17 protein-coding genes and 1 pseudogene are annotated in these 23,108 nt (G+C 69.8%); 9 read left to right on the plus strand and 9 right to left on the minus strand.

From position 1 onward, the window contains the following. Positions 1-706, minus strand: a pseudogene (locus ACFDTH_RS11345) (isocitrate lyase); the annotation flags it as partial. Positions 707-795: 89 nt separating this feature from the next. Then, entirely contained in the window at positions 796-951 is a 156-nt protein-coding gene (locus ACFDTH_RS11350) for a hypothetical protein (RefSeq protein WP_375287636.1), read from the minus strand. 158 nt (positions 952-1,109) lie between these two features. On the opposite strand from ACFDTH_RS11350, the gene ACFDTH_RS11355 reads away from it, so the two are divergent. From ACFDTH_RS11355 to ACFDTH_RS11365, 3 genes are all read left to right on the plus strand, one after another. Next, positions 1,110-2,498: a short-chain fatty acyl-CoA regulator family protein gene (locus ACFDTH_RS11355; RefSeq protein WP_375287637.1), complete on the plus strand. Its 1,389-nt coding sequence runs from the start codon at positions 1,110-1,112 to the stop codon at positions 2,496-2,498. 132 nt (positions 2,499-2,630) lie between these two features. Next, positions 2,631-4,370 carry an adenylyl cyclase gene (locus ACFDTH_RS11360; RefSeq protein ID WP_375287638.1) on the plus strand — a complete coding sequence of 580 codons (1,740 nt, stop codon included), beginning with the start codon at positions 2,631-2,633 and terminating at the stop codon, positions 4,368-4,370. After that, the gene (locus tag ACFDTH_RS11365) at positions 4,367-5,170 is read left to right on the plus strand and encodes a family 16 glycosylhydrolase (RefSeq protein WP_375287639.1); all 804 of its coding nucleotides are present in this window, start codon (positions 4,367-4,369) and stop codon (positions 5,168-5,170) included. The genes ACFDTH_RS11360 and ACFDTH_RS11365 overlap by 4 nt, the downstream gene beginning before the upstream one ends. A 161-nt stretch (positions 5,171-5,331) precedes the next feature. Here ACFDTH_RS11365 and ACFDTH_RS11370 read toward each other — a convergent pair whose 3' ends face one another. Further along, the gene (locus ACFDTH_RS11370) at positions 5,332-6,519 is read right to left on the minus strand and encodes an MFS transporter (protein ID WP_375287640.1); all 1,188 of its coding nucleotides are present in this window, start codon (positions 6,517-6,519) and stop codon (positions 5,332-5,334) included. 50 nt (positions 6,520-6,569) lie between these two features. Next, positions 6,570-8,804, minus strand: a complete 2,235-nt coding sequence (locus tag ACFDTH_RS11375) for a glycoside hydrolase family 3 C-terminal domain-containing protein (protein ID WP_375287641.1) — start codon at positions 8,802-8,804, stop codon at positions 6,570-6,572. A 221-nt stretch (positions 8,805-9,025) separates the two neighbouring features. On the opposite strand from ACFDTH_RS11375, the gene ACFDTH_RS11380 reads away from it, so the two are divergent. The 6 genes from ACFDTH_RS11380 to ACFDTH_RS11405 all read left to right on the plus strand — a co-directional run bounded on the left by ACFDTH_RS11380 (position 9,026) and on the right by ACFDTH_RS11405 (position 17,981). Continuing rightward, positions 9,026-12,061: a TonB-dependent receptor gene (locus ACFDTH_RS11380; protein WP_375287642.1), complete on the plus strand. Its 3,036-nt coding sequence runs from the start codon at positions 9,026-9,028 to the stop codon at positions 12,059-12,061. Positions 12,062-12,164: 103 nt separating this feature from the next. After that, positions 12,165-13,703 carry a tryptophan halogenase family protein gene (locus ACFDTH_RS11385; protein ID WP_375287643.1) on the plus strand — a complete coding sequence of 513 codons (1,539 nt, stop codon included), beginning with the start codon at positions 12,165-12,167 and terminating at the stop codon, positions 13,701-13,703. Continuing rightward, positions 13,703-14,413, plus strand: coding sequence for a SapC family protein (locus ACFDTH_RS11390; protein ID WP_375287644.1), 711 nt, complete (start codon positions 13,703-13,705; stop codon positions 14,411-14,413). The genes ACFDTH_RS11385 and ACFDTH_RS11390 overlap by 1 nt, the downstream gene beginning before the upstream one ends. After that, the gene (locus ACFDTH_RS11395) at positions 14,373-15,422 is read left to right on the plus strand and encodes a cupin-like domain-containing protein (RefSeq protein ID WP_375287645.1); all 1,050 of its coding nucleotides are present in this window, start codon (positions 14,373-14,375) and stop codon (positions 15,420-15,422) included. The genes ACFDTH_RS11390 and ACFDTH_RS11395 overlap by 41 nt, the downstream gene beginning before the upstream one ends. Then, positions 15,419-16,909: a tryptophan halogenase family protein gene (locus ACFDTH_RS11400; RefSeq protein WP_375287646.1), complete on the plus strand. Its 1,491-nt coding sequence runs from the start codon at positions 15,419-15,421 to the stop codon at positions 16,907-16,909. Before ACFDTH_RS11395 ends, ACFDTH_RS11400 begins: the two co-directional genes overlap by 4 nt. A gap of 10 nt (positions 16,910-16,919) precedes the next feature. Next, positions 16,920-17,981, plus strand: coding sequence for a LacI family DNA-binding transcriptional regulator (locus ACFDTH_RS11405; RefSeq protein ID WP_375287648.1), 1,062 nt, complete (start codon positions 16,920-16,922; stop codon positions 17,979-17,981). A gap of 111 nt (positions 17,982-18,092) precedes the next feature. Here the strand turns inward: ACFDTH_RS11405 and ACFDTH_RS11410 are convergent, their stop codons facing one another. The 5 genes from ACFDTH_RS11410 to ACFDTH_RS11430 form a co-directional block, all read right to left on the minus strand. Further along, positions 18,093-18,950 (minus strand): general secretion pathway protein GspK, encoded by an 858-nt coding sequence (locus tag ACFDTH_RS11410; protein ID WP_375287649.1) that lies wholly within the window; start codon positions 18,948-18,950, stop codon positions 18,093-18,095. Continuing rightward, entirely contained in the window at positions 18,947-20,914 is a 1,968-nt protein-coding gene (gene gspD, locus ACFDTH_RS11415) for a type II secretion system secretin GspD (RefSeq protein ID WP_375287650.1), read from the minus strand. Before gspD ends, ACFDTH_RS11410 begins: the two co-directional genes overlap by 4 nt. A gap of 251 nt (positions 20,915-21,165) precedes the next feature. Next, on the minus strand, positions 21,166-21,726 hold the full coding sequence (locus tag ACFDTH_RS11420) for a hypothetical protein (RefSeq protein ID WP_375287651.1): 561 nt from the start codon (positions 21,724-21,726) through the stop codon (positions 21,166-21,168). Beyond that, positions 21,677-22,237, minus strand: coding sequence for a type II secretion system protein GspM (gspM, locus tag ACFDTH_RS11425; RefSeq protein WP_375287652.1), 561 nt, complete (start codon positions 22,235-22,237; stop codon positions 21,677-21,679). Before gspM ends, ACFDTH_RS11420 begins: the two co-directional genes overlap by 50 nt. Next, positions 22,237-23,108, minus strand: an 872-nt coding sequence (locus ACFDTH_RS11430; RefSeq protein WP_375287653.1) for a hypothetical protein, incomplete at its 5' end; no start/stop codon positions are given. The genes gspM and ACFDTH_RS11430, both read right to left, overlap by 1 nt.

Consider the following 23,108-nt stretch of genomic DNA (forward strand, 5'->3'; position numbering starts at 1 on the left):
GGAGGAAGTCCTCGTGCGGCACGGTGACCTTGCCGTCCTGGTGGCCGCACTGCTTTTCGTCCGACACCTGGTTCTCAATCTGGAGCGCGCAGGCGCCTGCCTCGATCATCTTCTTCGCCAGCAGATAGGTCGCCTCGGCGTTACCAAAGCCCGCGTCGATGTCGGCGATCACCGGCACGACATGGCTCTCGTAGCTGTCGATGGCGTGGATCAGGCGCTGTGCCTCGATCTCGTTGCCCGCCTCGCGCGCATGGTCGAGATCGCGGAACAGGAGGCCCAGTTCGCGGGCGTCAGCCTGCTTGAGGAAGGTGTAGAGCTCCGCGATCAGCGCGGGGACGCTGGTCTTCTCGTGCATCGACTGGTCGGGCAGCGGCCCGAATTCGGAGCGGAGCGCGGCGACCATCCAGCCGGAGAGATAGAGGTAGCGGCCCTTGGTGCAGCCGAAATGCTTCTTGATGCTGATCAGCTTCTGCTGGGCGATGAAGCCGTGCCAGCAGCCGAGCGACTGGGTGTAGGCAGCCGGGTCCGCATCATAGGCGGCCATGTCGCGGCGCAGGATCGCGGCGGTGTGACGGGCGATGTCCAGCCCGGTGCGGAAGCGGTTCTGGAGCTGCATCCGCGCGACGCCCTCGGCGTCGATCGCGTGCCAGCCGGCGTGGGCCGAAAGGGTGTCGCCGGTGCGGGCGATGGCGTCGAGATAGGTCATGCGGAATCCCCCAGGATCGTCATGGGAGGAATGCCCGCCGACACGCGCGAGACATGCCGGCGGGCACCTTTCCTCCCCAGGAAAGTCGGTCAGCCGAGGCGGCCGAGGCGGTGGTACAGGTTCGAGAATTTCGACGAGCGCGGGTCGTCGGCGATCTGGCGGACGTAGCTGGCCACGGCCTCCTTCATCAGGCCGAAGTCCTCGGTGGAGAAGACTGCGCGGCTGCGCTGCGGGGTCTGGGTCATCTGCGCCTCCTGTGTTGAGCGTTACAACTGAGACTGACTTAACCGGAGAGAGGCGGGAAAATAGCGATCTTCGCGCATATCAAGGGTGATTGGGTGAGGTTCGGCGGGGCATCCAATGTCGGCTTGTCATGTTTGTGACAAATGCTAGTTTCTCCAACATGGCAAGCGACAAACTGATGGCGGGGCATGCGGTGCGGCGGCTTCGGCGGCAGCAGGGGTTGAGCCAGGCGGCGATGGCGGAGACGCTGGCGATCAGCCCGAGCTACCTGACGCTGATCGAGAAGAACCAGCGCCCCGTCTCCGCGGCGCTGCTGGTGCGGTTGGCAGACACCTATGGCTTCGACCCGCGGGTGCTGGCGGCAGGCGAGCCGGGCGGGGGCGCGGAGGCGATGCGGCGCAGGCTGGCCGACCCGATGTTCGCCGACCTGGAGATCGACCGGCACGAACTGGCCGAATGGCTGGCGGCGGCGCCGGGCGGGGCGGAGGCGTTCGCGCGCGCGTTCGATCGGATCGGTGCGGCCCCTTCCGCTGCGGGGCCTGTGGCGGACGACCCGTTGCGGCTGGCGCGCCGCGAGATCGAGCGGTGGCGCAACCACTTCGCCGACCTGGATGCCCGTGCCGAAGCGCTGGCGGACGAACTGCGGATGGCTTCTGCGGACCTGTATCCGGCGCTGGCCGAACGGCTGCGAGTGCGACACAGCCTGACGATCCGCATCCTGCCGGTGGACGTGCTGCCCGAGGTGCTGCGCCGGCTGGACCTGCATGCGCGCCAGCTGCAGCTGTCCGAACTGCTCGATCCGGCGGCGCGGACCTTTGCAGCGGCGTACCAACTGGCCCAGATCGAGGCGCGCGACGAGATCGACGCGCTGGCGCGGGGTGCGGCGTTCAGCGATCGCGCCGCCGAGCGGCTGTTCCGGCGGCATCTGGCGGGCTATTTCGCGGCGGCGGTGATGATGCCCTATGGCCGCTTCCTGCGCGCCTGCGAGGCGAGCGGATACGACCTCGATCTGCTCGGGCGGCGGTTCGGCGCGGGATTCGAGCAGGTGGCGCACCGACTGACTACATTGAGCCGGGTCGGCGCGCGCGGGCTGCCGTTCTTCATGCTGCGGATCGACCGGGCGGGGCAGGTGTCGAAGCGGTTCGCGGGGGCGAGCGGCGCCGATCTGGTGGAAGCGGAAGGGCGCTGCCCCTTGTGGCGGCTGCACCATGCATTCGACCGGCCGGGCACGGCAGTGACCCAACTGATCGAGCTGGAGGACGGCGAGCGTTTCCTGACGATCGCGCGGCAGGTTTCCCCGCAGGGGCAGCGCGCGGGCGGGGTGGCGGCGGAGTTCGCGATCGGGCTGGGGGTGCGGGCGGGCGAGGCGGCGGCGCTGGCCTGGGCGCGCGGCGTGGACCTTGCCGGCGCAGCGACGCCGATCGGGCTGGGCTGCCGGGCGTGCCTTCGCGCGGACTGCCCGCAACGCTCGGCGGCGCCGGCGGGACGCGCGCTGCTGGTCAACGAGCGCGAGCGGCGGGCGAGTGCGCTGACCTTTGCGGGTGATTGATTGGTTGTGAACGTTCACGCTAGAGGACTTTGAGTTCACGACACCTCCCCGGCGAACGCCGGGGTCCAGCATCGGGCCGCCCGCAACTGGGCCCCGGCTTTCGCCGGGGAGGGTTCAAGAGGGAGAGGACGGATGCGACCGACACGGCGCATGGTGCTGGCCGGGATGGCCGCGAGCGGGTTGCCGGCGGTGGCGCGGGCGGCGGGTGCGCCCAAGCCCGATCTCGGCCCGAACGTCCTGATCCTCGATCCCGGCGCGCCGGACGCGCAGTCGCGGCTCGACGCCATCTTCCGCGCGCAGGAGCGGGCGCATTTCACCGATGCGCGCCATGCCGTGCTGCTGATGCCGGGGCGGCACCGGCTCGACATCAACGTCGGCTTCTTCACCCAGGTTGCGGGGCTGGGGCTGCGGCCGGGCGATGCGACCGTCGAGGGCCATGTCCATGCCGAGGCGGACTGGCGCGACGGCATGGCGCTGGTAAACTTCTGGCGCGCGGTGGAGAATCTGGGCGTGCGGCCGCCGGATGGGGCGGATCGCTGGGCGGTGTCGCAGGCGGCGCCCTATCGGCGGGTGGACCTCGCCGGCGACCTGGCGCTGGACGATGGCGGCTGGTCGAGCGGCGGGTTCATGGCGGATTGCCGCGTCTCCGGCACGATCCGCTCTGGTACGCAGCAGCAGTGGTTCACCCGGTCGAGCGCGATCGGCGGCTGGCAGGGCGCCAACTGGAACATGATGTTCATGGGGGTGGAGGGCGCGCCGGCGACCTCGTTCCCGGAACCGCCCTATACCACGCTGCCGGACGTGCCGCTGGTGCGCGAGAAGCCGTTCCTCCATGTCGGTGCCGATGGGCACTGGGGCGTGTTCGTGCCGGCGCTGCGGGCCAATGCGCGCGGGCCCTCGTGGACGGGAACGCCGGCGGGGACGACGATCCCGCTCGACCGCTTCCTGATCGCTCGGCCGGAGACTCCGGTGGCGGATATGAACGCGGCACTCGCCGGGGGGCGGCACCTGCTGCTGACACCGGGCATCTACGGTCTGCGCGAACCGCTCAAGGTGACGCGCGCGAACACATTGGTGCTGGGGCTGGGGCTCGCGACGTTGCTGGCCGAGGCGGGGACCGCGGCGATCGAGGTGGCGGACGTGAGCGGAGTGACGCTGGCGGGGCTGCTGATCGATGCCGAGGCGAAGATGTCGCCGACCCTGGTGACGGTGGGGCCGCGTGGGTCGCGCGGCGACCATCGCGCCAATCCGACCCTGCTCGCCGACCTGTTCTTCCGCGTCGGCGGCGCGGCAGTGGGCAAGGCCGAGACCTGTTGCGAGATCAACAGCCGCCACGTCATCGGCGACCACCTGTGGATCTGGCGCGCCGACCATGGTGATCGCGAGGCGGGGCGCGTGCATGTCGGCTGGGACGAGAGCCCGGGCGAGCAGGGGCTGGTGGTCAATGGCGACGACGTGACCTGCTACGGCCTCTTCGTGGAGCATTTCCGCCGCTACAACACAGTGTGGAATGGCGAGCGCGGGCGGACCTTCTTCTACCAGAACGAGCTGCCCTATGATCCGCCGAGCCAGGCGGCCTATATGGCGGGCGAGACGCGCGGCTGGGCGGCGTACAAGGTGGCCGATCACGTGACGCAGCATCGCGCGGTGGGGATGGGGGTGTATGCGAACTTCACCGCCGATCCGTCGATCGTGGTGGACAGCGCGATCGAGGCGCCGCGGGTGCCGGGGGTCACCTTCGAGAGCGTGACTACCATTTCGCTGGGCGGCGGCATGGGGACGATCGCGCATATCGTGAACGAGGCAGGCGCGGCGGCTAAGCCGGGGGCGATCCGCCAGACGCTCAGGCGCTATCCGGAGGCAGCGAAATGATCTGGTGGCTGATTGCACAGGCGTCGCTCGGTGCGGCGAATTATCAGGTGGACGTCCCGATGGCGGCGCCAACCGAGACGCCGAGCTTCGCCGACGAGTTCGATCGCCGCGGCGTGGACACGGCCAAGTGGCGGTATGACACCAGCCGCAACAAGGCGGGCTGGTACAACAACGAGAAGCAATATTATGCCGCCAACCGTCGCGAGAACGTGCGGGTGGAGCGCGGCGCGCTGGTGATCGAGGCGCGGCGCGAGCGGCTTTCGGACCGGGCGGATCATGGCGGGCAGGATTATGCCTCGGGCAAGCTCGTCAGCCGGAGGCCGCTCGGCTACGGCTTCTACGAGGTGCGTGCCAAGCTGCCATGCGGGCGCGGGGCGTGGCCGGCGATCTGGATGCTGGCGCCTGACGGCACCTGGCCCGACAATGGCGAGATCGACATCATGGAGATGGTCGGGTGGAACGCCAACGTGATCCATGCGACTTTGCATTCGGGCGCCTACAACCACGCCAAGGGCACGCAGCGCGGCGCGCAGGTGACGGTGCCGAGCGCGTGCACCGCCTTCCATTCCTATCAGCTCGATTGGCGACCGGACTCGATCACGATCGGGGTGGACGGGCGGGGCCATATGCGGGTGGCGAACGACGGCAGCGGCGCGGCGGCCTGGCCGTTCACGCGGCCGTTCGACCTGATCCTGAACCTCGCGGTGGGCGGCGACTGGGGCGGGCAGAAGGGGATCGACGATGCGGTGTTCCCGCAACGGATGAGCGTGGATTACGTGCGGTATTGGGCGGGAAAGTAGCGGCGCGCCAAGATCCGCCCCTGAAAGGGGAGGGGGACCGCCCGGCGGGCGGTGGAGGGGTATCCCCGCTGGTGAGGGTTCGCTCCGATGCGGCCGGGCGACACCCCTCCGTCAGCCCTGCGGGCTGCGACCTCCCCTTGCAGGGGAGGATTTCGGCCGTCCTACCGCCGCCCGCGGACGCCGAGCATGGCGAGGCCGCCCAGGGCCGTGAGGGCGGCGAGGGCGAGCATCACCGTGCCGAAATCCTGCGGGGTCGCCAGCCACCAGGTGAGGGCGGGGCCGGCGAGGGCGGGAAGTGTATTCGTGAGGTTGAGCAGGCCGAGGTCGCGGCCGCGGTGGGCGGGATCGGGCAGCAGCTGCATCGCAAAGCCCGCGTGCAGCGTCAGGAACACCGACGAGCCGACCGCATAGAGGATGAAGGCGGCGGCACCGCCGCGCCAGTCCGCCGCCGCGGCCATGCCGAGCAGCCCCGCCGCCGCCACCGCCGCCGCGGCGAGCAGGAACGGCTTGCGGCGGCCGATCCGGTCCGACAGGCGGCCGACGACGAGCGCTACCGGCAGCGGCAGCGCATAAGCGAGAGTGAGCAGGTGGCCGATGCGCGGCGCCATCTTGCTAGGCGCGGTGCCGGGCGCGACGCTTTCGAAATAATAGAGCAGGTAGAGCGACAGGACGTTGCCGGCGACCTGGACGAGCAGGCGGGCGCCCCAGGCGACCAGCAGGTCGCGCGGGGGCGGCGGCGCGGTGGCGACCACCACCGCGACCGGGCGAGCGGTGACGAGGAACAGCGGGGTGATCGCGGCCGCCATGACCACGGCGACGATGGCCAGTCGCGGTCCCTCTCCCCACGCCTCGGCGACCAGCAGAGCGGACACCGCCGAGGCGAACGGGTTGGCGAGGGCGAGCAGGCCGCCGAGCAGCCCCTTCTGCGCGTCCGGCACCTCGTCCGCCATGATCGCGAACAGGGGGGCGAGGAGGGCGTTCACCGCCACCTGGAAGAGGACGATCGCGAGAATGATCGCGGGCGCGGTGGTGGCGGCGACCACGCCGGCGTAGGCCACGGCCGTTGCCAGCGCGCCCGCCGCCATCACCCGCCGCCGCCCGCGACCTTGTTCCACCGCGCGGTCGCTGAGCGAGCCGAACAGGATGTTGGACGTGCTGGCGGCGAGCGCGCCGGCGATCACCGTGGCGGTGAACACGCCGATCCGCGCCTCGCCCGCGATCCCGCCGATCTTGATCGGCAGCAGCAGCGAGAGCAGCGGCAGGTACGCAATCACCCCGCCGGCATGCGCCAGCGCGAGGATGGCGAGGAAGCGCGCGCTGCGGCGCTCGGCGGGGCGATCGGCAGTCAAGCCACCATCATGCGGCCACCACGCGCCCCAAGCAATCGGACCGGGGGCAATCAGGGCTTCATGGTCGATCCCGCCAGCGTGACGGTGGAGACCATCGAGCGGTCCGCCGCGTCGTTCGCCACCGCCACGCGGTAGCGGCCGGGCGCGATCCGCCATCCGGGCAGCGCGGTGTCGTAATCGGCGATCACCCGCGGCTCGGCGGTGAGCGTGATGCGGCGCGACTCGCCGGGCTTGAGTTCGACCCGCTGGAAGGCGGCGAGGCGCATCGGCGCGGCGCTTCCGTCACGCGCGACATAGACCTGCGGCACCGCGGCGCCCGCCACCTTGCCGGTGTTCACCACGTCGAGCGCGACGGTGAGCGCCTTGCCGCCGGTCACCTTGGCGTTGCGATAGGCGAAGCGGGTGTAGCTGAGGCCATGGCCGAACGGGAAGGCGGGCCTGGCGCCCTTCTTCTCATACCAGCGGTAGCCGACGTCGGCGCCCTCGACATAATCGACCGGAAAGCCGGCAACCGGTGCGTCCGTCGCGGAGGCCGGGTCGGCGGCGGCCTGCGCTTCCGCCGCGGACAGCCTGTCGAGACCGACCGGCGCGGGCCGGGGCGGCTGGCCGGCGTTGGCGGGGAAGGTGATCGGCAGGCGGCCGGAGGGATTGACCTTGCCGGTGAGGATGTTGGCGATCGCCTCGCCGCCGCGCTGGCCGGGATACCAGGCCTCGATCACCGTGGGCACCTTGTCGAGCCAGGGCATCAGCACCGGGCCGCCGGTTTCCAGCACCACCGCGGTCTTCGGCTGAACGGCGGCGATTTTGGCGATCAGCGCATCCTGATGGTGCGGCAGCCGAATGTCGGGCACGTCCTCCGCCTCGGTGGTCCATTGCGTCGCGAAGACGATGGCGAGGTCGGCGGCGCGCGCCGCGTCCAGCGTGGCGTTGAGGTTGCGGCCGTCGACGAAGGTCACTTCAGCCTGCGGCAGCGCCGCCTTCAGCGCGGCGAGCGGCGAGGAGGAATGATAGGTGATGCGCACGAAGGAAGCGGCGGCGCCGCTGGCCAGCGGGATCTCGATCGGCACGCCGCCGACCGAGCGGACCTGGCTGGAGCCGCCGCCCGAAAGCACGCCGAGGTCCGCCGCGCCGCCGATCACGACGATCTTCTTCGCGGTCGCGGCGACGGGGAGCAGGTCGCCCTCGTTCTTGAGCAGCACGATCCCGGCCTCCGCCGCCCGCTGCGCGACCTGGGCATTGGCGGCGTAATCGGGGGTGACGGGCTCGGCGGCGACGGGGGCGTCATAGGCGCCGGTCGCGATCAGCCCGGTGAGGTAGCGGGTGACCATGTCGTCGAGCCGCGCCTGCGGCACCGCGCCCTTCTGTACCGCCGCCTTGAGCGGCTCGGCGAAATAGAGCGCCTTGTCGAGCTCCTGGCCCGACTGCTGGTCGAGCCCGGCATTGGCGGCCTTGACGGTGGAATGGACCGCGCCCCAGTCGCTCATCACCCAGCCGGGATAGCCCCAGTCGCCCTTGAGCACCTTGTTCAGGAGGAAGTCATTCTCGCACGCCCAGTCGCCATTGACCTTGTTGTAGGCGCACATGACGGAAGCAGGGCGGCCCTTCTCGATCGCGATCTGGAAGGCGAGCAGGTCGCTCATCCGCAAAGCCGCCTCGTCGATGCGCGCGTCGAGGATGGTGCGGCCGGTCTCCTGGCTGTTGAGCGCGAAATGCTTGATCGTGGAGACGATCTTCGCCGACTGGACGCCGGCGATATGCGCGCCGCCCAGTTCGCCGGCGAGCAGGGGGTCCTCGCCGAGATATTCGAAGTTGCGGCCGTTCCAGGGATCGCGGGTGAGGTTGACGCCGCCGGCGAGCAGCACGTTAAAGCGCTTGGCGCGCGCCTCCGCGCCGATCATCGCGCCGCCCGCGCGCGCGATCTCGGGCGAGAAGCTGGCGGCGGTGGCAAGGCTGGAGGGAAGCGCGGTGGCGACGTCGCCGCGGCGCTGCTCGACCTGATTGGCGACGCCGAGCGAGGCGTCGCTTTCCCGGACCAAAGGCACGCCCAAGCGCGGAATGCCTTCGATATGGCCGGCGGAGGGAACCAGCGGGTTGGCCGGCTTCACCTTGGTCATCGGCGGGAACAGGCCGTGGACCAGCGCGATCTTCTCGTCGAGAGTCATCTTGCCGACGATCGCCGTGGCGCGGGCGCGGGCGTCGCTGCCGGGAGCGGGCTGGGCGGCGAGCGGCGTCGCCATCGCCATCAGCGAGGCGCCGGCAAGCACCGCAGAAATCCGTCCGATCATGTCCCCTCCATGCTGGCGATGCCCTCGCCCGTTGGTCGATGCGCCACCTGATGCCTTCCGGCAACAGCGGGCCGACAATCCTAACAGCACATTCTGGGAACGTTCACAATCTTGATGTCCGCGCGGACAAGCTGCTTGACAGAAAGGGACAAAGCGAGAAGTGAACGTTCCCAATGACAGCGCGGGATGGACCGCGCGGGGTGTCAGGGGGAGGTTATCCGATGCGCAGCTTCAAAGCTCGCTCCATTTCGCGTCTGTTCGTCTCGGTGTCGGCACTCACGGTCGCGGGCATGCCCGCCGCCGCGTGGGCGCAGGACGCCGCCGCCACCGTCGGCAATCCCGGGCCGTCCGAAACGGCGCCCGCGCCGGTGAGCGACGATCCTTCGGAGGCGAGCGAGGACATCGTCGTCACCGGCATCCGCGCATCGTTGCGCGAGACCATCGATATCAAGCGCAACGCGCAGGGCGTGGTGGACGCGATCTCGGCCGAGGACATCGGCAAGTTCCCCGACACCAACCTGGCCGAATCGCTCCAGCGTATCACCGGCGTGTCGATCGACCGCTCCAACGGCGAGGGTTCGTTCGTCACCGTCCGCGGCTTCGGCCCCGAGTATAACCTTGTCACGCTGAACGGCCGCCAGATGCCGACCGCGACGCTGGGCGACGGCGCCAGCGCACCGGCGTCGCGCTCGTTCGATTTCGCCAATCTCGCCTCCGAAGGCGTCTCCGCGGTGGAAGTGTACAAGACCGGACGCGCCGCGGTGCCCTCGGGCGGCATCGGCTCCAGCATCAACATCCGCACCCCGCGCCCCCTCGACAAGCCAGGCATGCGGGGCAGCCTTGCCGCCAAGGGCGTGATCGACACGTCGCAGAACGGCAAGAACGAGATCACGCCCGAAGTGTCGGGCATCTTCTCGACCACCTTCGCCGACGACCGCATCGGCATCATGGTCAACGGCATCTACCAGCGCCGCAAAGCCGCCAGCAACACGATCAACGTCGGCTATCGCGATGCCTTCCTGGGCTCCGAGAACAACTGGGGCACGCTGCCGAACAATGCGGCGCAAGTGAATCGCCCCACCGGCGACGACGTGTATGAGGTTCCGCAGAACGCGGCTTATGATGTGATCGACATCGATCGCGAGCGCATCAACGGCCAGGCCGTGTTGCAGGTCCGGCCGTTCGACACGCTGACCGCGACCGTCGACTTCACCTATTCGAGCAACAAGGTGGAAGTGCGCGACAGCAGCGCCGGCATCTGGTTCAACTTCGGCGACACCTCCAGCGAGTGGACCGATGGCCCCGTCGCCGGCCCGGTCTTCTACAGCGAGGCGTTCGGGCCCGGCAAGGACCTGTCCTACAGCAGCGCGCTGACCGCCAACAAGACCGAGAACAAGTCGCTCGGCTTCAACCTGAACTGGGAAGGTCCGGGCGGCATGACCGTGTCGCTCGACGCGCATCATTCGACCGCCGAGTCCAAACCGACCAACGAATACGGCACCAGCACCTCGATAGGCAGCGCGATCTTCGGCGTCCAGAACCAGACGATCGACTTCCGCAACTACAGCCCGGTCATCTCCTACAACATGTATCCGGGTGTCGACGCGTTGGATGCATCGGCGATCACGCCCACCGGCAACGCGTTTCGCAACGCCTATTTCAAGGACGAGATCAACCAGGTCCAGCTGAAGGGTCATTACGATCACGAGGGCGCGTTCCTCGATTCGATCGACTTCGGCTTTGCCTACACCGACAACAAGGTCCGCTCGGCCTATGGTTTCATCCAGAACGAGACCTGGGGCGGCGTCGATCCGGCCGGAGGCGCGGCCGGCGCGGCCGCCGTGCCGGACGATTTCTTCAAGCTGGTCAACCTGAGCGACAAGTTCGACGGCTCGGGTATCCCGCAGCAGATCTACATGTTCAACTTCGAGCGCATGGCCGATTTCCTGCGCGATCGGTACGACATCTGCTCCAATCCGGGGAACGGCAACCTGCCGGAGGCGGGCACCTGCCTTGCCAACTTCACCACGGATCGTCGCATCCGCGAGAAGACGATCTCGCCCTACGTCCAGTTCAACACCAAGTTCGACCTGCTTGCCGGGCCGGCGCACATCATCGCCGGCGTCCGCTATGACTCGACGGACGTGAGCTCGACCGCGCTGGTGCCGATCCCGACCGGCACGCAATGGACCGGCGCGAACGAGTTCGCGCTGATCCTGGCGCAGAACAGCTCCTTCATCACCTCGAAGGGCTCCTACGACAACTGGCTGCCGGCGATCGACTTCGACGTGGAGCCGATCCGCAACGTCAAGCTGCGCGCATCGTACAGCCACACGATCACCCGCGCCGACTACGGCAGCCTTCAGGGCGGGCTGGAGCTGGCGAACAACCCGCGCATCGGCGGCGGCACCGGCACCAACGGGAACCCGAACCTGGTGCCGTACAAGTCGAAGAACATCGATCTCTCGGCCGAATGGTATTACAATCGCGAGAGCTACATCTCGGTCGGCTTCTTCCACAAGGACGTCGAGAACTACATCGGCACGACTCAGATCGACCAGTCGGCGTTCGGCCTGCGCAATCCGGCTTCGGGGCCCCGCTATCGGGCGGCGGCAGCCGCGCTGGGGAATACCGATGCGGTGCAGATCCGTGACTATATCCTGCGCAACTTCCCGGAATCGTCGCAGGTCACCGGCGTGACGCAGGTCGGCGGCGTCGAGTATCTCACCGGCAACATCTTCGGCCTGCCGGAAGACGACCTGTTCAACTTCCAGGTCAACCAGCCGTTCAACAGCGACCAGACCGCCAAGATCCACGGCTGGGAATTCGCGATCCAGCATCGGTTCTGGGAGACCGGCTTCGGAACGCTGCTGAACTATACCATCGTTGATGGCGACGCGACGGTGAACAATGCGCTGGACCCGGCCACCTCGCAGTTCGCGATTACCGGCCTCAGCGATAGCGCGAATGCGGTGCTGTATTTCGACAAATATGGCCTCCAGGCGCGTGTCGCGTACAACTGGCGCGACAAGTTCCTCAATGGCGGCTTCAACGGGTTCGATCCGGTCTATACCGAAGCCTATGGGCAGGTGGACGCCACGATCAGCTATGAATTCATCAAGGGGCTGACCGCATTCGTCGAGGCGATCAACCTGACGGGATCGTCGCGGCGGCTGCATCGTCGCTCCGAGGACTTTGCGGTAGCGGTGGTGCCGGGTTACGCCCGCTACATGGGCGGCATGCGCTTCAACTTCTGATCCGGCCGGACAGCACCGGATCGGGGCAGGGAAAGCAGCCTTCGTCAGAGGGTGGCTTTTCCTGCCCTAGCCGGGCACGAAGCCGGTCAGGAGTTTGCCCGGGATGGATGCGCCAGTCTCCCATGTCGTGATCGTCGGCGGCGGCACCGCCGGGTGGCTCGCCGCCTGCCGGATCGCGGCGGCGGCGACGCCGGGCGCGCTGAGCGTGACGCTGGTCGAATCGCCCGACGTGCCGACCATCGGTGTCGGCGAGGGGACCTGGCCGACGATCCGCCACACGCTGGCGCGGATCGGCATTGGCGAGGCCGAGTTCCTCACCGCCTGCGACGCCTCGTTCAAGCAGGGCTCGCGGTTCCTCGGCTGGGCGACCGGGGCGGCAGGCGACGCCTATCTCCACCCGTTCACCGCACCGGTCGACGGCGATGCGCGCGCGTTGCTTGCCGCCTGGGAGGGTGCGCGGCCGTTCGCCGAGTCGGTGGGCGCGCAGGCGCGGGTGTGCGCGCTCGACTTGGCGCCGCGACAGCGCGCGATGGGCGACTACGCCGGCGCGCTCAATTACGCTTATCACCTCGATGCGGCGAAGCTTGCCGCGCTGCTGATGCGCCACGCCACCGAGCGGCTGGGCGTGCGACTGGTCCGCGACCATGTCGTCGCGGTGGAGCGCGCCGAGGATGGCGACATCGCCGCGGTGCGCACGCGGGAGTCGGGCCCGATCGCGGGCGACCTGTTCCTCGACTGCACTGGCCATGCCGCGCTGCTGATCGGCGGCGAATATGACGTGCCGTTCCTCGACCGGTCCGACGTGCTGTTCAATGATCGCGCGCTGGCGGTGCAGGTGCCGGTGGCGGCGGGCAGCCCGATCGCCTCGCAGACCGACGCCACCGCGCATGACGCGGGCTGGATCTGGGACATCGGCCTGCCGACGCGGCGCGGCGTCGGCTGCGTCTATGCGTCCGGGTTCATGGACGATGACGGCGCGGCGGCGGTGCTGCGTGGCTATCTGGCGCGGACCGCGCCGGGGATCGACCTAGACCGGCTGGCGCCGCGGCGGCTGGCGTTCCGCTCGGGGCATCGCGCGCGCTTCTGGGAGCGCAACTGCCTCGCGGTGGGCCTGTCGGCGGGGTTCCTGGAGCCGCTGGAGGCGAGCGCGATCGTGACCATCGAACTGTCGCTGGATGCGCTGCTCGACGGCTTCCCGGCGACGCGCGGGGCGATGGACCGGCATGCGGCGCGGTTCAACGCACTGTTCCGCTATCGCTGGGACCGGATCGTCGAGTTCCTCAAGCTGCATTACCTGCTCAGCCGGCGTGAAGAGCCGTACTGGCGCGCGCATCGCGATCCGGCGAGCGTGCCGGCGCGGCTGACGGAGCTGGTGGCCTTGTGGCGGGACCAGCCGCCCAGCCGCGCGGACTTCCCGATGGTGGACGAGGTGTTTCCCGCCGCCAGCTACCAATATGTCCTTTACGGCATGGGCTTTCCCCGGCCGGCTGCCGGCGCGATCCGCGCCCAAGGAACCGACGACGTGATCACCCAGATGCGAGATGCCGAACGGCGCGGGCGCTCGCTCGCCGCCGGGCTGCCCACCAACCGCGCCTATCTCGACGCGTTGCGCGCCGCACCGCAGCTGGAGCGCGCGGGCTGATGGCGCATGCGATCCTGACCAGCGACACCCACCGCGAGTTGCGCGTCCGCACCGAGCGCGGCGCCGAGCTGGGCGATGCGGTGATGACCGCACTGGTGGTGCCGGACGAGTTCCGGCGGGTGCAGGACGAGTATCCGATCCTGTTCCGGCTGAACCACGAGCGCGACGCGTTCACGCCAGTGGCGCTGCTGGGCTTCGAGACGGGGGAGAATCTGTTCCTTGCCGGCGATCGCTGGGATGCGCGCTACATCCCGATGTCGATCGACATCCAGCCCTTCCTGATCGGCGGCGCGCCCGACGCGCAAGGCGACAAGCAGGTGCATGTCGACCTCGGCTCGCCGCGGATCGGCGCCGGCGAAGGCATGCGCGTGTTCGACGTGGACGGCATGCCGACGCCGTACCTGGAGGGGATCGCCGAGAAGCTGGGCGCGCTGGACGCGGGCTGGCGTGCGAGCGGGCCGTTCGTCGCGGCGCTGCGCCGATACGAGCTGCTGGAGCCGTTCACGCTGGAGGTGACGCTGGACGACGGCGCGACCAACCGGCTGGTCGGCTATCACATCATCGACGAGAGGCGGCTGGCGGCGCTGGACGCGGCGGCGCTGGGCGATCTGCACGCGGCGGGGCATCTGCTGCCGATCTTCATGGCGGTCGCCTCGACCGGGCGGATCAATGCGCTGGTGGCGCGACGGAACCGGGCGCTGCGTGGCTGACCTTGCCGCCCTGCCGCCCGTGCCCGAGGTGACGGTCGCCGACGCGGCCGAGCTCGACCGGCGGATGCGCGCGGCGGACCGGCCGTTCGTGGTGCGCGGGCTGGTGAGCGACTGGCCGCTGGTCGAGGCGGGGCGACGCTCGGCGGCCGAGGCGCGGGCGTATCTGCTGCGCCATCGCCGCGACATGCCGTTCACCGTCTCGGTGGGAACGGGCGAGACCGGCGGGCGGCTGTTCTACGACGACGCGATGGGCATGAACTTCCGCGTGATGCGCGCGGGGCTGCCGGAGATCTTCGCCAAGATCGATGCGGTGGAGGGGCAGGCGGAAGCGCCGACCATCTATCTCGGCTCGGTCGACATGCAGCAATATTTCGAGGGGCTGCACGAGGCGAACCATGTGCCGCTGGGCGACCGCCAGGCGCTCGCCAGCATCTGGATCGGCACGCAGACGCGCATCGCGGCGCACAACGATTTCCCCGAGAACCTCGCCTGCGTGGCGGTGGGGCGGCGGCGTTTCACCGTCTTCCCGCGCGAGCAGTTCGCCAACCTGTATCTCGGGCCGGTCGACCATACCCCAGCGGGCCGCGCGGTGAGCATGGTCGATTTCCACGCGCCCGATTTCGAGAAGCATCCGCGCTTCCGCGAGGCCCTGGCGCATGCGCAGGTGGCGGAGCTGGAGGCGGGGGACGCGCTCTACATGCCCTCGATGTGGTGGCACCATGTCGAGGGATTGGCGTCGTTCAACGTGCTGGTGAACTACTGGTGGCGCGAGACCCCGCGCTGGCTGGGCCAGCCGCAGGACGCACTCAACCACGCGATGATGGCGATCCGCGACCTGCCTGCGGACGAGAAGGCGCACTGGCGCGCGCTGTTCGACCATTATGTGTTCGAGAACGGAGACGCAGTGACCGCGCATATTCCCGAGGGCGCGCGCAGCGTGCTCGCGCCGATGACGCCCGAGACCGCGGGGAAGATGCGCGCTTTCCTGCTGCGGGCGCTGAGCCGGTGACGCCGCGGCGGATCGTCGTCGCCGGGGGTGGCACGGCCGGGTGGATGGCGGCGGCGGCGCTGTCGCGCACCCTGGGCCGCACCGCCGAGGTAATCCTGGTCGAATCCGACGCGATCGGCACGGTGGGGGTGGGCGAGTCCACCATTCCCCCCTTGGTCAACTACAACCGGCTGCTCGGCATCGGCGAGGCCGAGTTCATGCGGGCGACGCAGGCGACGTTCAAGCTGGGCATCCTGTTCGATAACTGGAAGGAACCGGGCAGCCGCTACTTCCACTCCTTCGGGACGACGGGGAAGGACCATTGGTCGGCGGGCTTCCAGCATTACTGGCTAGAGGGCCTGACGCGGGGGCACACCCAATCCTACGACGATTATTGCCTGGAATTGGTGGCGGCGTTCCAGAACAAGTTCGCGCACCTGCCCGACGACCGGCTGAACTACGCCTACCAGCTCGATTCGGGCCTCTACGGCCGCTTCCTGCGCCAGCTGGCGGAGGCGGCGGGCACGCGCCGGATCGAGGGGCGGATCACCAACGTGGAGCTCGACGGCGGGAGCGGAAACATCGTCGCGCTGCTGCTCGACGGCGACCGGCGGGTGGAGGGGGACCTGTTCCTCGACTGCACCGGCTTTCGCGGGCTGCTGATCGAGGGCGCGCTCCATGCGGGGTTCGACGACTGGACGCACTGGCTGCCCTGCGACAGCGCGATCGCGCTTCAGACCGCCAGCGTCGGCCCGCCGGAGCCCTATACCCGCGCGATCGCGCATGATGCGGGCTGGCAGTGGCGCATTCCGCTCCAGCATCGTGTCGGCAACGGCATCGTCTATGCGAGCCGCTACCTCGATCACGATGCGGCGCTCGAACGGCTGCTCGGCAATATCGAGGGCGCGGTGCTGACCGAGCCCAACAAGCTGCGCTTCGTCACCGGCGCGCGGCGGCGGCAATGGCATCGCAACTGCGTCGCCATCGGCCTGTCCGGCGGGTTCATGGAGCCGCTGGAGGCGACCAGCATCCACCTGATCCAGCGCGCGGTGCTGCGGCTGATCCGGATGATGCCGGCGGGCGAGATCAGCCCCAGCGACGTCGCCGAGTTCAACGATCAGCAGATGCAGGACATGGTGCAGATTCGCGACTTCCTGATCCTGCACTACAAGGTGACCGACCGGCGCGACTCGCCCTTCTGGCGCCAGTGCGCCGCGATGCCGGTGCCCGACACGCTCAGCCAGAAGATCGCGCTGTTCCGCGATACGGCGCGCGTCTTCCGCAAGAACGAGGAATTATTCGCGGAGAACAGCTGGGTGCAGGTGATGATGGGGCAGGGGCTGATGCCGCGGAGCCATCATCCGGTCGCGGGCAAGCTGACGGACGAGGAACTCGCCAAATTGCTCTCGGTGCTGCGCGACCAGGTGGCGCGTACCGCGGCGACGCTGCCGCCGCACGGCGACTATGTCGCGCGCTATTGCGGCGCGCCGCGCGCCGACGCGGCCTGAGCGACCCGGCATGGCGCGGCGGCGGCAGGCGGTCACCATCAAGCATGTCGCCGCGGATGCGGGGGTGTCGCTGCAGACGGTCAGCCGCGTCATCAACAAGGAGCCCAATGTCCGGCCCGAGATGATGGCGCGGGTGCAGGCGTCGATCGCGCGGCTGGGCTATGTGCCCTCGATCGCGGCGCAAAGGATGGCGGGATCGCGCTCCTACCTGATCCTCGCGCTCAACGACCGCGAGCGGACCATCGCCGACTGGCGCAAGCGCGAGGGCACCGACTGGGTGGACCAGATGCTGCTGGGCGGCATGCTGACCTGCGCCGAGCATGGCTATCGCATGCTGGTGGAGCTGGTCGACACGCATTCCGACCATCTGGAGCGCGAACTGCTGGCGGCGATCGCGGCGGTGCAGCCCGATGGCGTGATCCTGACCCCGCCGCACTCGCAGAACCCGGCGATCGCGGCGCTGCTCGACGCGCAGGGGATCAGCTTCGCACGGATCGGCTCGCTGGCGTCCGGCGCGGGCTTCGCGCTGACCATGGGCGACGAGGACGCGGCGGCGCTGGCGACGGGGCATCTCCTCGGTCTTGGCCACCGGCGGATCGGCTTCATCGCGGGGCCGGCGGAATATGAACTGAGCGCGTGGCGCGTGGACGGCTGGCGACGCGCGATGGCAGCGGCGGGCTGCGATGCGGCGGACCTGCTGGCGGAGGGCGACTTCAGCCACGCCTCGGGCGAGGCCGCCGCCGACGCGCTGCTCTCGCTGGGCAGTCCGCCCACCGCGATCATCGCCAGCAACGACCAGATGGCGCTGGCGACGTTGGAGGTGGCGCGCGCCCGCGGGCTGGACGTGCCGCGCGACCTGTCGCTGATCAGCTTCGACGACACGCCCGCGGTGCGCTTCAGCCATCCCCCGCTCACCGCGGTCGCCCAGCCGATCGCCGAGGTGGCCGCGCGTGCGGTGGAGCTGATCATCGCCGATGTCGCGGGACGGCAGGTGGCGGACGGGCCGGTGGTGGTGCCGGCGGGGCTGGCGGTGCGGAGATCGACGGGCATCCCCTCCACCCGTTCGGCCTGAGGAGCCACTGAGCGCAGCGAGGGCGTCTGGAAGGCTAGGCTCAAGCCATGCCCTTCGAGACGGGCCTCCGCTTGCGCTCAGTCCCTCCTCAGGGCAAACGGAGTCGGAGGTTCAGTCGTAACTCCGCACCACATACGGCCGCACCGCTGCGCCGGTGAGCTCCACCACCTGGCGCCGCACCGCACGGGCGCCATCGGGCATGGTCGCGGCGGAGGTGATCATCAGCGGGTGGGCGATCAGCTCGGCGGTGGGGGTGAGGTCGATCGCGGTGCGCTGGCCGGCGAGCTCGCGTTTGCGGTCGAGGAGCTCGGTGCTGCCGTCGTCGCCCATCATGATCTCGATCGCCTGGGGCGTGGCGTGTGACGGTTCGAAATTGCCGCGACCGAAGTTCACGGTGAGCACCGGCGTCATGCGGGCGACCAGCGCCCGGTCGAAGCCACGCACGCGGCGCAGCTCGCCCACGCTGGCCATCGCGCCGTTGCGGGGGCGGTAGCCGAGCGGGGCGTAGAAGGCGTCCTCGGCGCCATAGGGCCGCTTCTCGTCATCGGCATCGAGCCAGTCGAGCAGCGAATCGTGCGCGACGTTCAGCGCCTCGCCTTTCAGCCCGAAGGCTTCGAGCAGGCGGGTGGCCATATTGGGATCGAGCAGGTTGAGCGGCACCTTGCCGCGCTCGTCCTCCACCCGCACCACCAGCCGCGCGCCGGCGAAGTCGAGCGTGCGCGTGCGGCCGTCGATCGGCCAGCGATCGGACGGATCGCCCGAGGCGAGGCCGGACAGCGCCAGCGCGATGCCGGCATCGGCGGCGGCGGCGGCGCGCGCCTGGCCGACCTCCGCAATGCCGGTGACCACCGCCGCCCTGGTGGCGGTGAGCATGGCCAGCGCCATCGCCGCGAACACGGCGATGCTCGCCACCGCGGCGACGAGCGCATAGCCCCGCCCGCCCCCACGATGACGAGGCGCGCGCGTCACGGGATGCGGCCCTCGGTCTTGAACGGCTCCAGCGTGCGCAGCTTGCGGCGCAGTTCCTCGGTAATGGCGGTGCCGTCCTCCACCGAGCGGATGACGTGCGGCTTGATCAGCACGATCAGCTCGGTGCGGTTCTGGGTGTTGCCGTGATCGCCGAACAGCGCGCCGAGCACGGGGATGCGCGACAGGATCGGGATGCCGTTCTTGCCGAAGCTCTGCGAGTTGCGGAACAGCCCGCCGAGCGATAGCACCTGACCGTCCTGCGCCGCGATCGAGGTGGACACGCGCCGGGTGGAGATGGTGGGCGACTGTTCCTCCGCGTTGGTGCCCGTCGAACGGTTGGCGACATCGCTGACCTCCTGCGAGATATCGAGCAGGACGAGGCCGCTGGCGTTGACCCGCGGCGTGACCTTCAGGATCACGCCGGTGTCGCGATATTCGATCGAGTTGACGATCGAGCTGCCGGCCGTGCCGCCGTTGAGGTTGGATGCCGCCGCCGTGGTGATCGGCACCTGATCGCCGACCTGGAGCGCGGCGGTCTGGTTGTTGAGCACCAGCACCTTGGGCGCGGAGATCACCTTGACGTTGGTGCGCTGCTCCAGCGCGTTGAGCGCCAGAGTGATGTCGTTGCCGGCGAGATAATAGGAGAAGCCGGGCAGGTTGCGCGTCGGCGTGGTGGTGCGGCCCTCGGTAAGCGTGAAGTTGCTGTTTCCGGTGAGCCAGTTCCACTGGACACCGTAGCGCAGCTCGTCGGTCAGCGTCACCTCGGTGATCGCCGCCTCGATCATGATCTGCACCGGGCGCACGTCCAGCCGGCGCAGCGCATCCTCGATCACCGCGAACTGGCGCGGCGTGCCATAGACGAGGATGGCGTTGTTCACCTCATCCGCGGTGATCCGGCCGGTGGCATTGGGACCGCCGGGCTGGCCGGACGCGCCCGCCTGTCCCGGGGCGACGCCCGGCGCGGCGGCATTGGCGAGCGCGGTGCCCGCGGGCGAGCCGTTTGCGTTCGCCGGCGGGGTGAGCAGCGCGGAGGTGGTGGTCGATCCGCTCGTCCCCTCGGTGCCGTTGTTCTGGGCGAAGGGGTCGGTGTTGCCGGTCTGGCCGGTGGCGGCGGTGGTGGGATTGCCGAAGGCGGCGTTGATCGTGTTGGCGAGATCGCGCGCGCGGGCGTTCTGCACCTTGTAGACGAACAGCCGCGGCTCGGCGGACTGGCCCTCGCGGTCGAGCACCTCGACCCAGCGGCGCACGTCCTCGATATATTGCGGCTGGGCGGAGATGGCGAGGATGCCGTTCAGCCGGTCCATCTGGATGATGCGGACGAGCCCCTTGGTGGGCGCGTCATTGGCGTTGATCAGCTTGTCGAGCTCGGGCGCGATCAGCCGGCTGTCGGTGCGCTCGGGCACGAACAGCGCGAAGGTCATGTTGCGCAGCCAGTTGACGTCGAACTGGCGGATCAGGTCGCGCGCGCTGGCCCGCTGGCCGGTGGTGCCGACGATGGTGAGGGCGTTCGTCCCCTCCGATACCGAGGCGACGCCGGGGAGCACGCTGTCGAGCAGCGCCTTGAGCCGCCCGGCGTCGATGAACTGGAGCTGGAGAATTTCGCTGCCATAGCCGATCGCGCCCGGCGCGATCGGGCCGCTGCCCTTGGCGGTCTCGGCGGTCTGGATCTCGAAGCCGTCGCCGACCTTGACCAAAGCGAGGTTGGAGCCGCGCAGCGCGGTCTCGAACAGCGCCAGCAGCGACGAGCGCGCGACCGGGCCGGGGGTGACGAAGGCGATGTTGCCCTCCACGCCCGAGCCGATCGAATAGGGCACACGGAGGAGGTCGCCCAGCACCGCCTTGGCGACGACGCGCACGTCCGCGGCGGGAAAGTTGACGGTGATCGCGCCGCGCTTGGGCTCCACCGTGACCGCATCGGGGGGGACGGGCACGGGCGCCTGGCCGCCGACGACGGTGCTGCGCACCTGCGGCTCGGGCCCTTCGACCTGCTGGACGATATCCGGCGCGACCGGGCGCTCGACGGGGAGCGGCGCGCGCTGGGGGGCGCAGGCGGCGAGGGCGAGGAGGGAGGCCAGCGCCCAACGCCCGTCACCCCGGGCTTGACCCGGGGTCCCGCTATTCTTCGAGCGTGGGAAAGAAGCGGGACCCCGGGTCAAGCCCGGGGTGACGAAGGCGGGATGGCGCAACGCCTTCGGCTGCATCCCTGTCACCTGCGTCATTGTGGGTTCTCCAGATCAGATTCGTCCGACGCCGCCGCCGGCGCCTCGGGAGCTTCCGGCGCATCGGGGAGGTCGCCGGCGGTGAAGGGGCGTTCCAGCCGCTCGCCGCCGCGGGTGAGCACCACGCCCTCCTGCGTGATCGCGGCGAGCCGCCAGCCGGCGATGCTGCCGCCCACGCCGACGCGGCGGATGCGGCCGCCCTCGGTGACCACCGCGACGCGCGCGCGGCCGACGCCGATCGAGCCGACGATCGCGGCACCGCCAAGCACGTTGCTTTCCCCTGCCTCGTCGCCGTCTTCCGACACGACATCGTCCGTGGGCGCGAAGATCGGGCGGCCGAGCACCGCGGCGGGCACGCCGCGTGGGCTCGGATCCGAAAGGCGCGGCATCAGCGCGCCCGCGCCGATCGGGCCGCCCTCGGGCAGCGGCACCGTATCGGTCAGCACGAACTGCGTCAGCAGCACCAGCAGCAGCACGCCCGCCAGCATCGCCGGCAGCAGCGTGCCGTCAGCGCGGCTGGGGCGTGCGGGCAGGGCGGGTCGGAACCTGAGCTTCAAAGGACACTTCCATCGGATTGAGGCGGCCGTTGACCAGAGCCTGGTCGGCCGAAACGTCTAGCGCGTCGATCACCAGCCAGGGCGGTTCGTCCTGGAGGCGGGAGAGCGCGCGGGCGAGTTGATCGAGCGTGAGGCGGGCATTGGCGCGGACCGAGACCCAGCCGGCGGGTGCATCGGCATCCTCGCCGGCGAGGAACTCGCCGCCCGCCTCCGTCACCACCCGCTCGATCCGCTCGCGCAGGATCTGGGTGGCGGCGGTTCTGTCGGGCGCGGCGAGCACGAAGCGGGCGAGCGAGTCCTGCTGCCGCTCGGCCTGGCGGCGCAGCCGCGGGATGGCGGCGATCGAGCGGGTATTGTGCTGATATTCGAGCAGCAATCGGTCGCGCCGCTCCTCGCGCTCGGCGAAGCCCGACGCGATGGGCGCGATCACCAGCAGCCAGACGAGCGCGACGGCGAGGACGAGCAGGCCGATCGCGACGAGCTTCTTCTCGCGCTGGGTGGTGGGGCGCATCAGCGGGTCCTGCCCAGGCGTGCGGTGACGTCGAACGGCTGGCCGGCGGGGATCTCCGCCACCGTGTCCGAAGAAGTGTTGCGCACCTCGACGAAGCCGGGGGCGGCGCGCAGCGCGGTGACGACATTGGCGTTTCGCGGGCGGTAGCCGGCGATCTTGAGCGTGTCGCCATACCAATTGTAGCGCTGCACCCAGGCACCCGCGGGCAAAGCGGTGCTGACGCGGGCGAGCACGCCGAGCGGATCGAAAGCGGCGCGGCGGGCGAGCGACACGCGCGCCACCCTCTGGCCGCCGCGCACCCGGTTCGCCATCGCGCGCGCAATCGCCACTGCGGGCTGCTGCTGCGCCACCGTCTCCTCCAGCCGATCGGTGCGGGCGACATCGCGCCAGACGATCATCGCCAGGTTGAGCGCGAACAGGAAGGCCACCGCGGCCCACCAGCCGCGCGCGGCCGAGCGGTTCTGCGCAAAGAAGCCGGCGCGGCGCAGTGCCGGAAGGAAGTCGATCGCGCCCTCCGGCCGCTCCAGCAGCACGCGCGCGGGGCGGACGCTGGCGGCGGTGACCGCGGTGGCGAGCGCCTCGGCACGGGCGAGCGGCAGCGCGGCGACCGCGATCTGCATCGCGGAGCCCTCGCGCCGGTCGATGTGGCTGGCCACCACCATCGCCTCGGCGGGCAGGGGCATGATCCGCTCGGCATCGAAGGCGAGCAGCCGGTCGAGATCGCGCTCGCCCATCGCTGGGCGCTCCACCGTGCGGACCAGCGCCAGCGCGGGATCGAGCGCGATCGCCACCGCCTGGCCGGGCAGCCCGCCGGCGAGGCGCGCGCCGTCGAAGCGCGCGGGCATGGCGCGCGGGCCGGCGGCGGCGCGCC

The organism is Sphingomonas sp. (genome assembly GCF_042096255.1).
In the GTDB taxonomy this organism is placed as follows: domain Bacteria; phylum Pseudomonadota; class Alphaproteobacteria; order Sphingomonadales; family Sphingomonadaceae; genus Sphingomonas.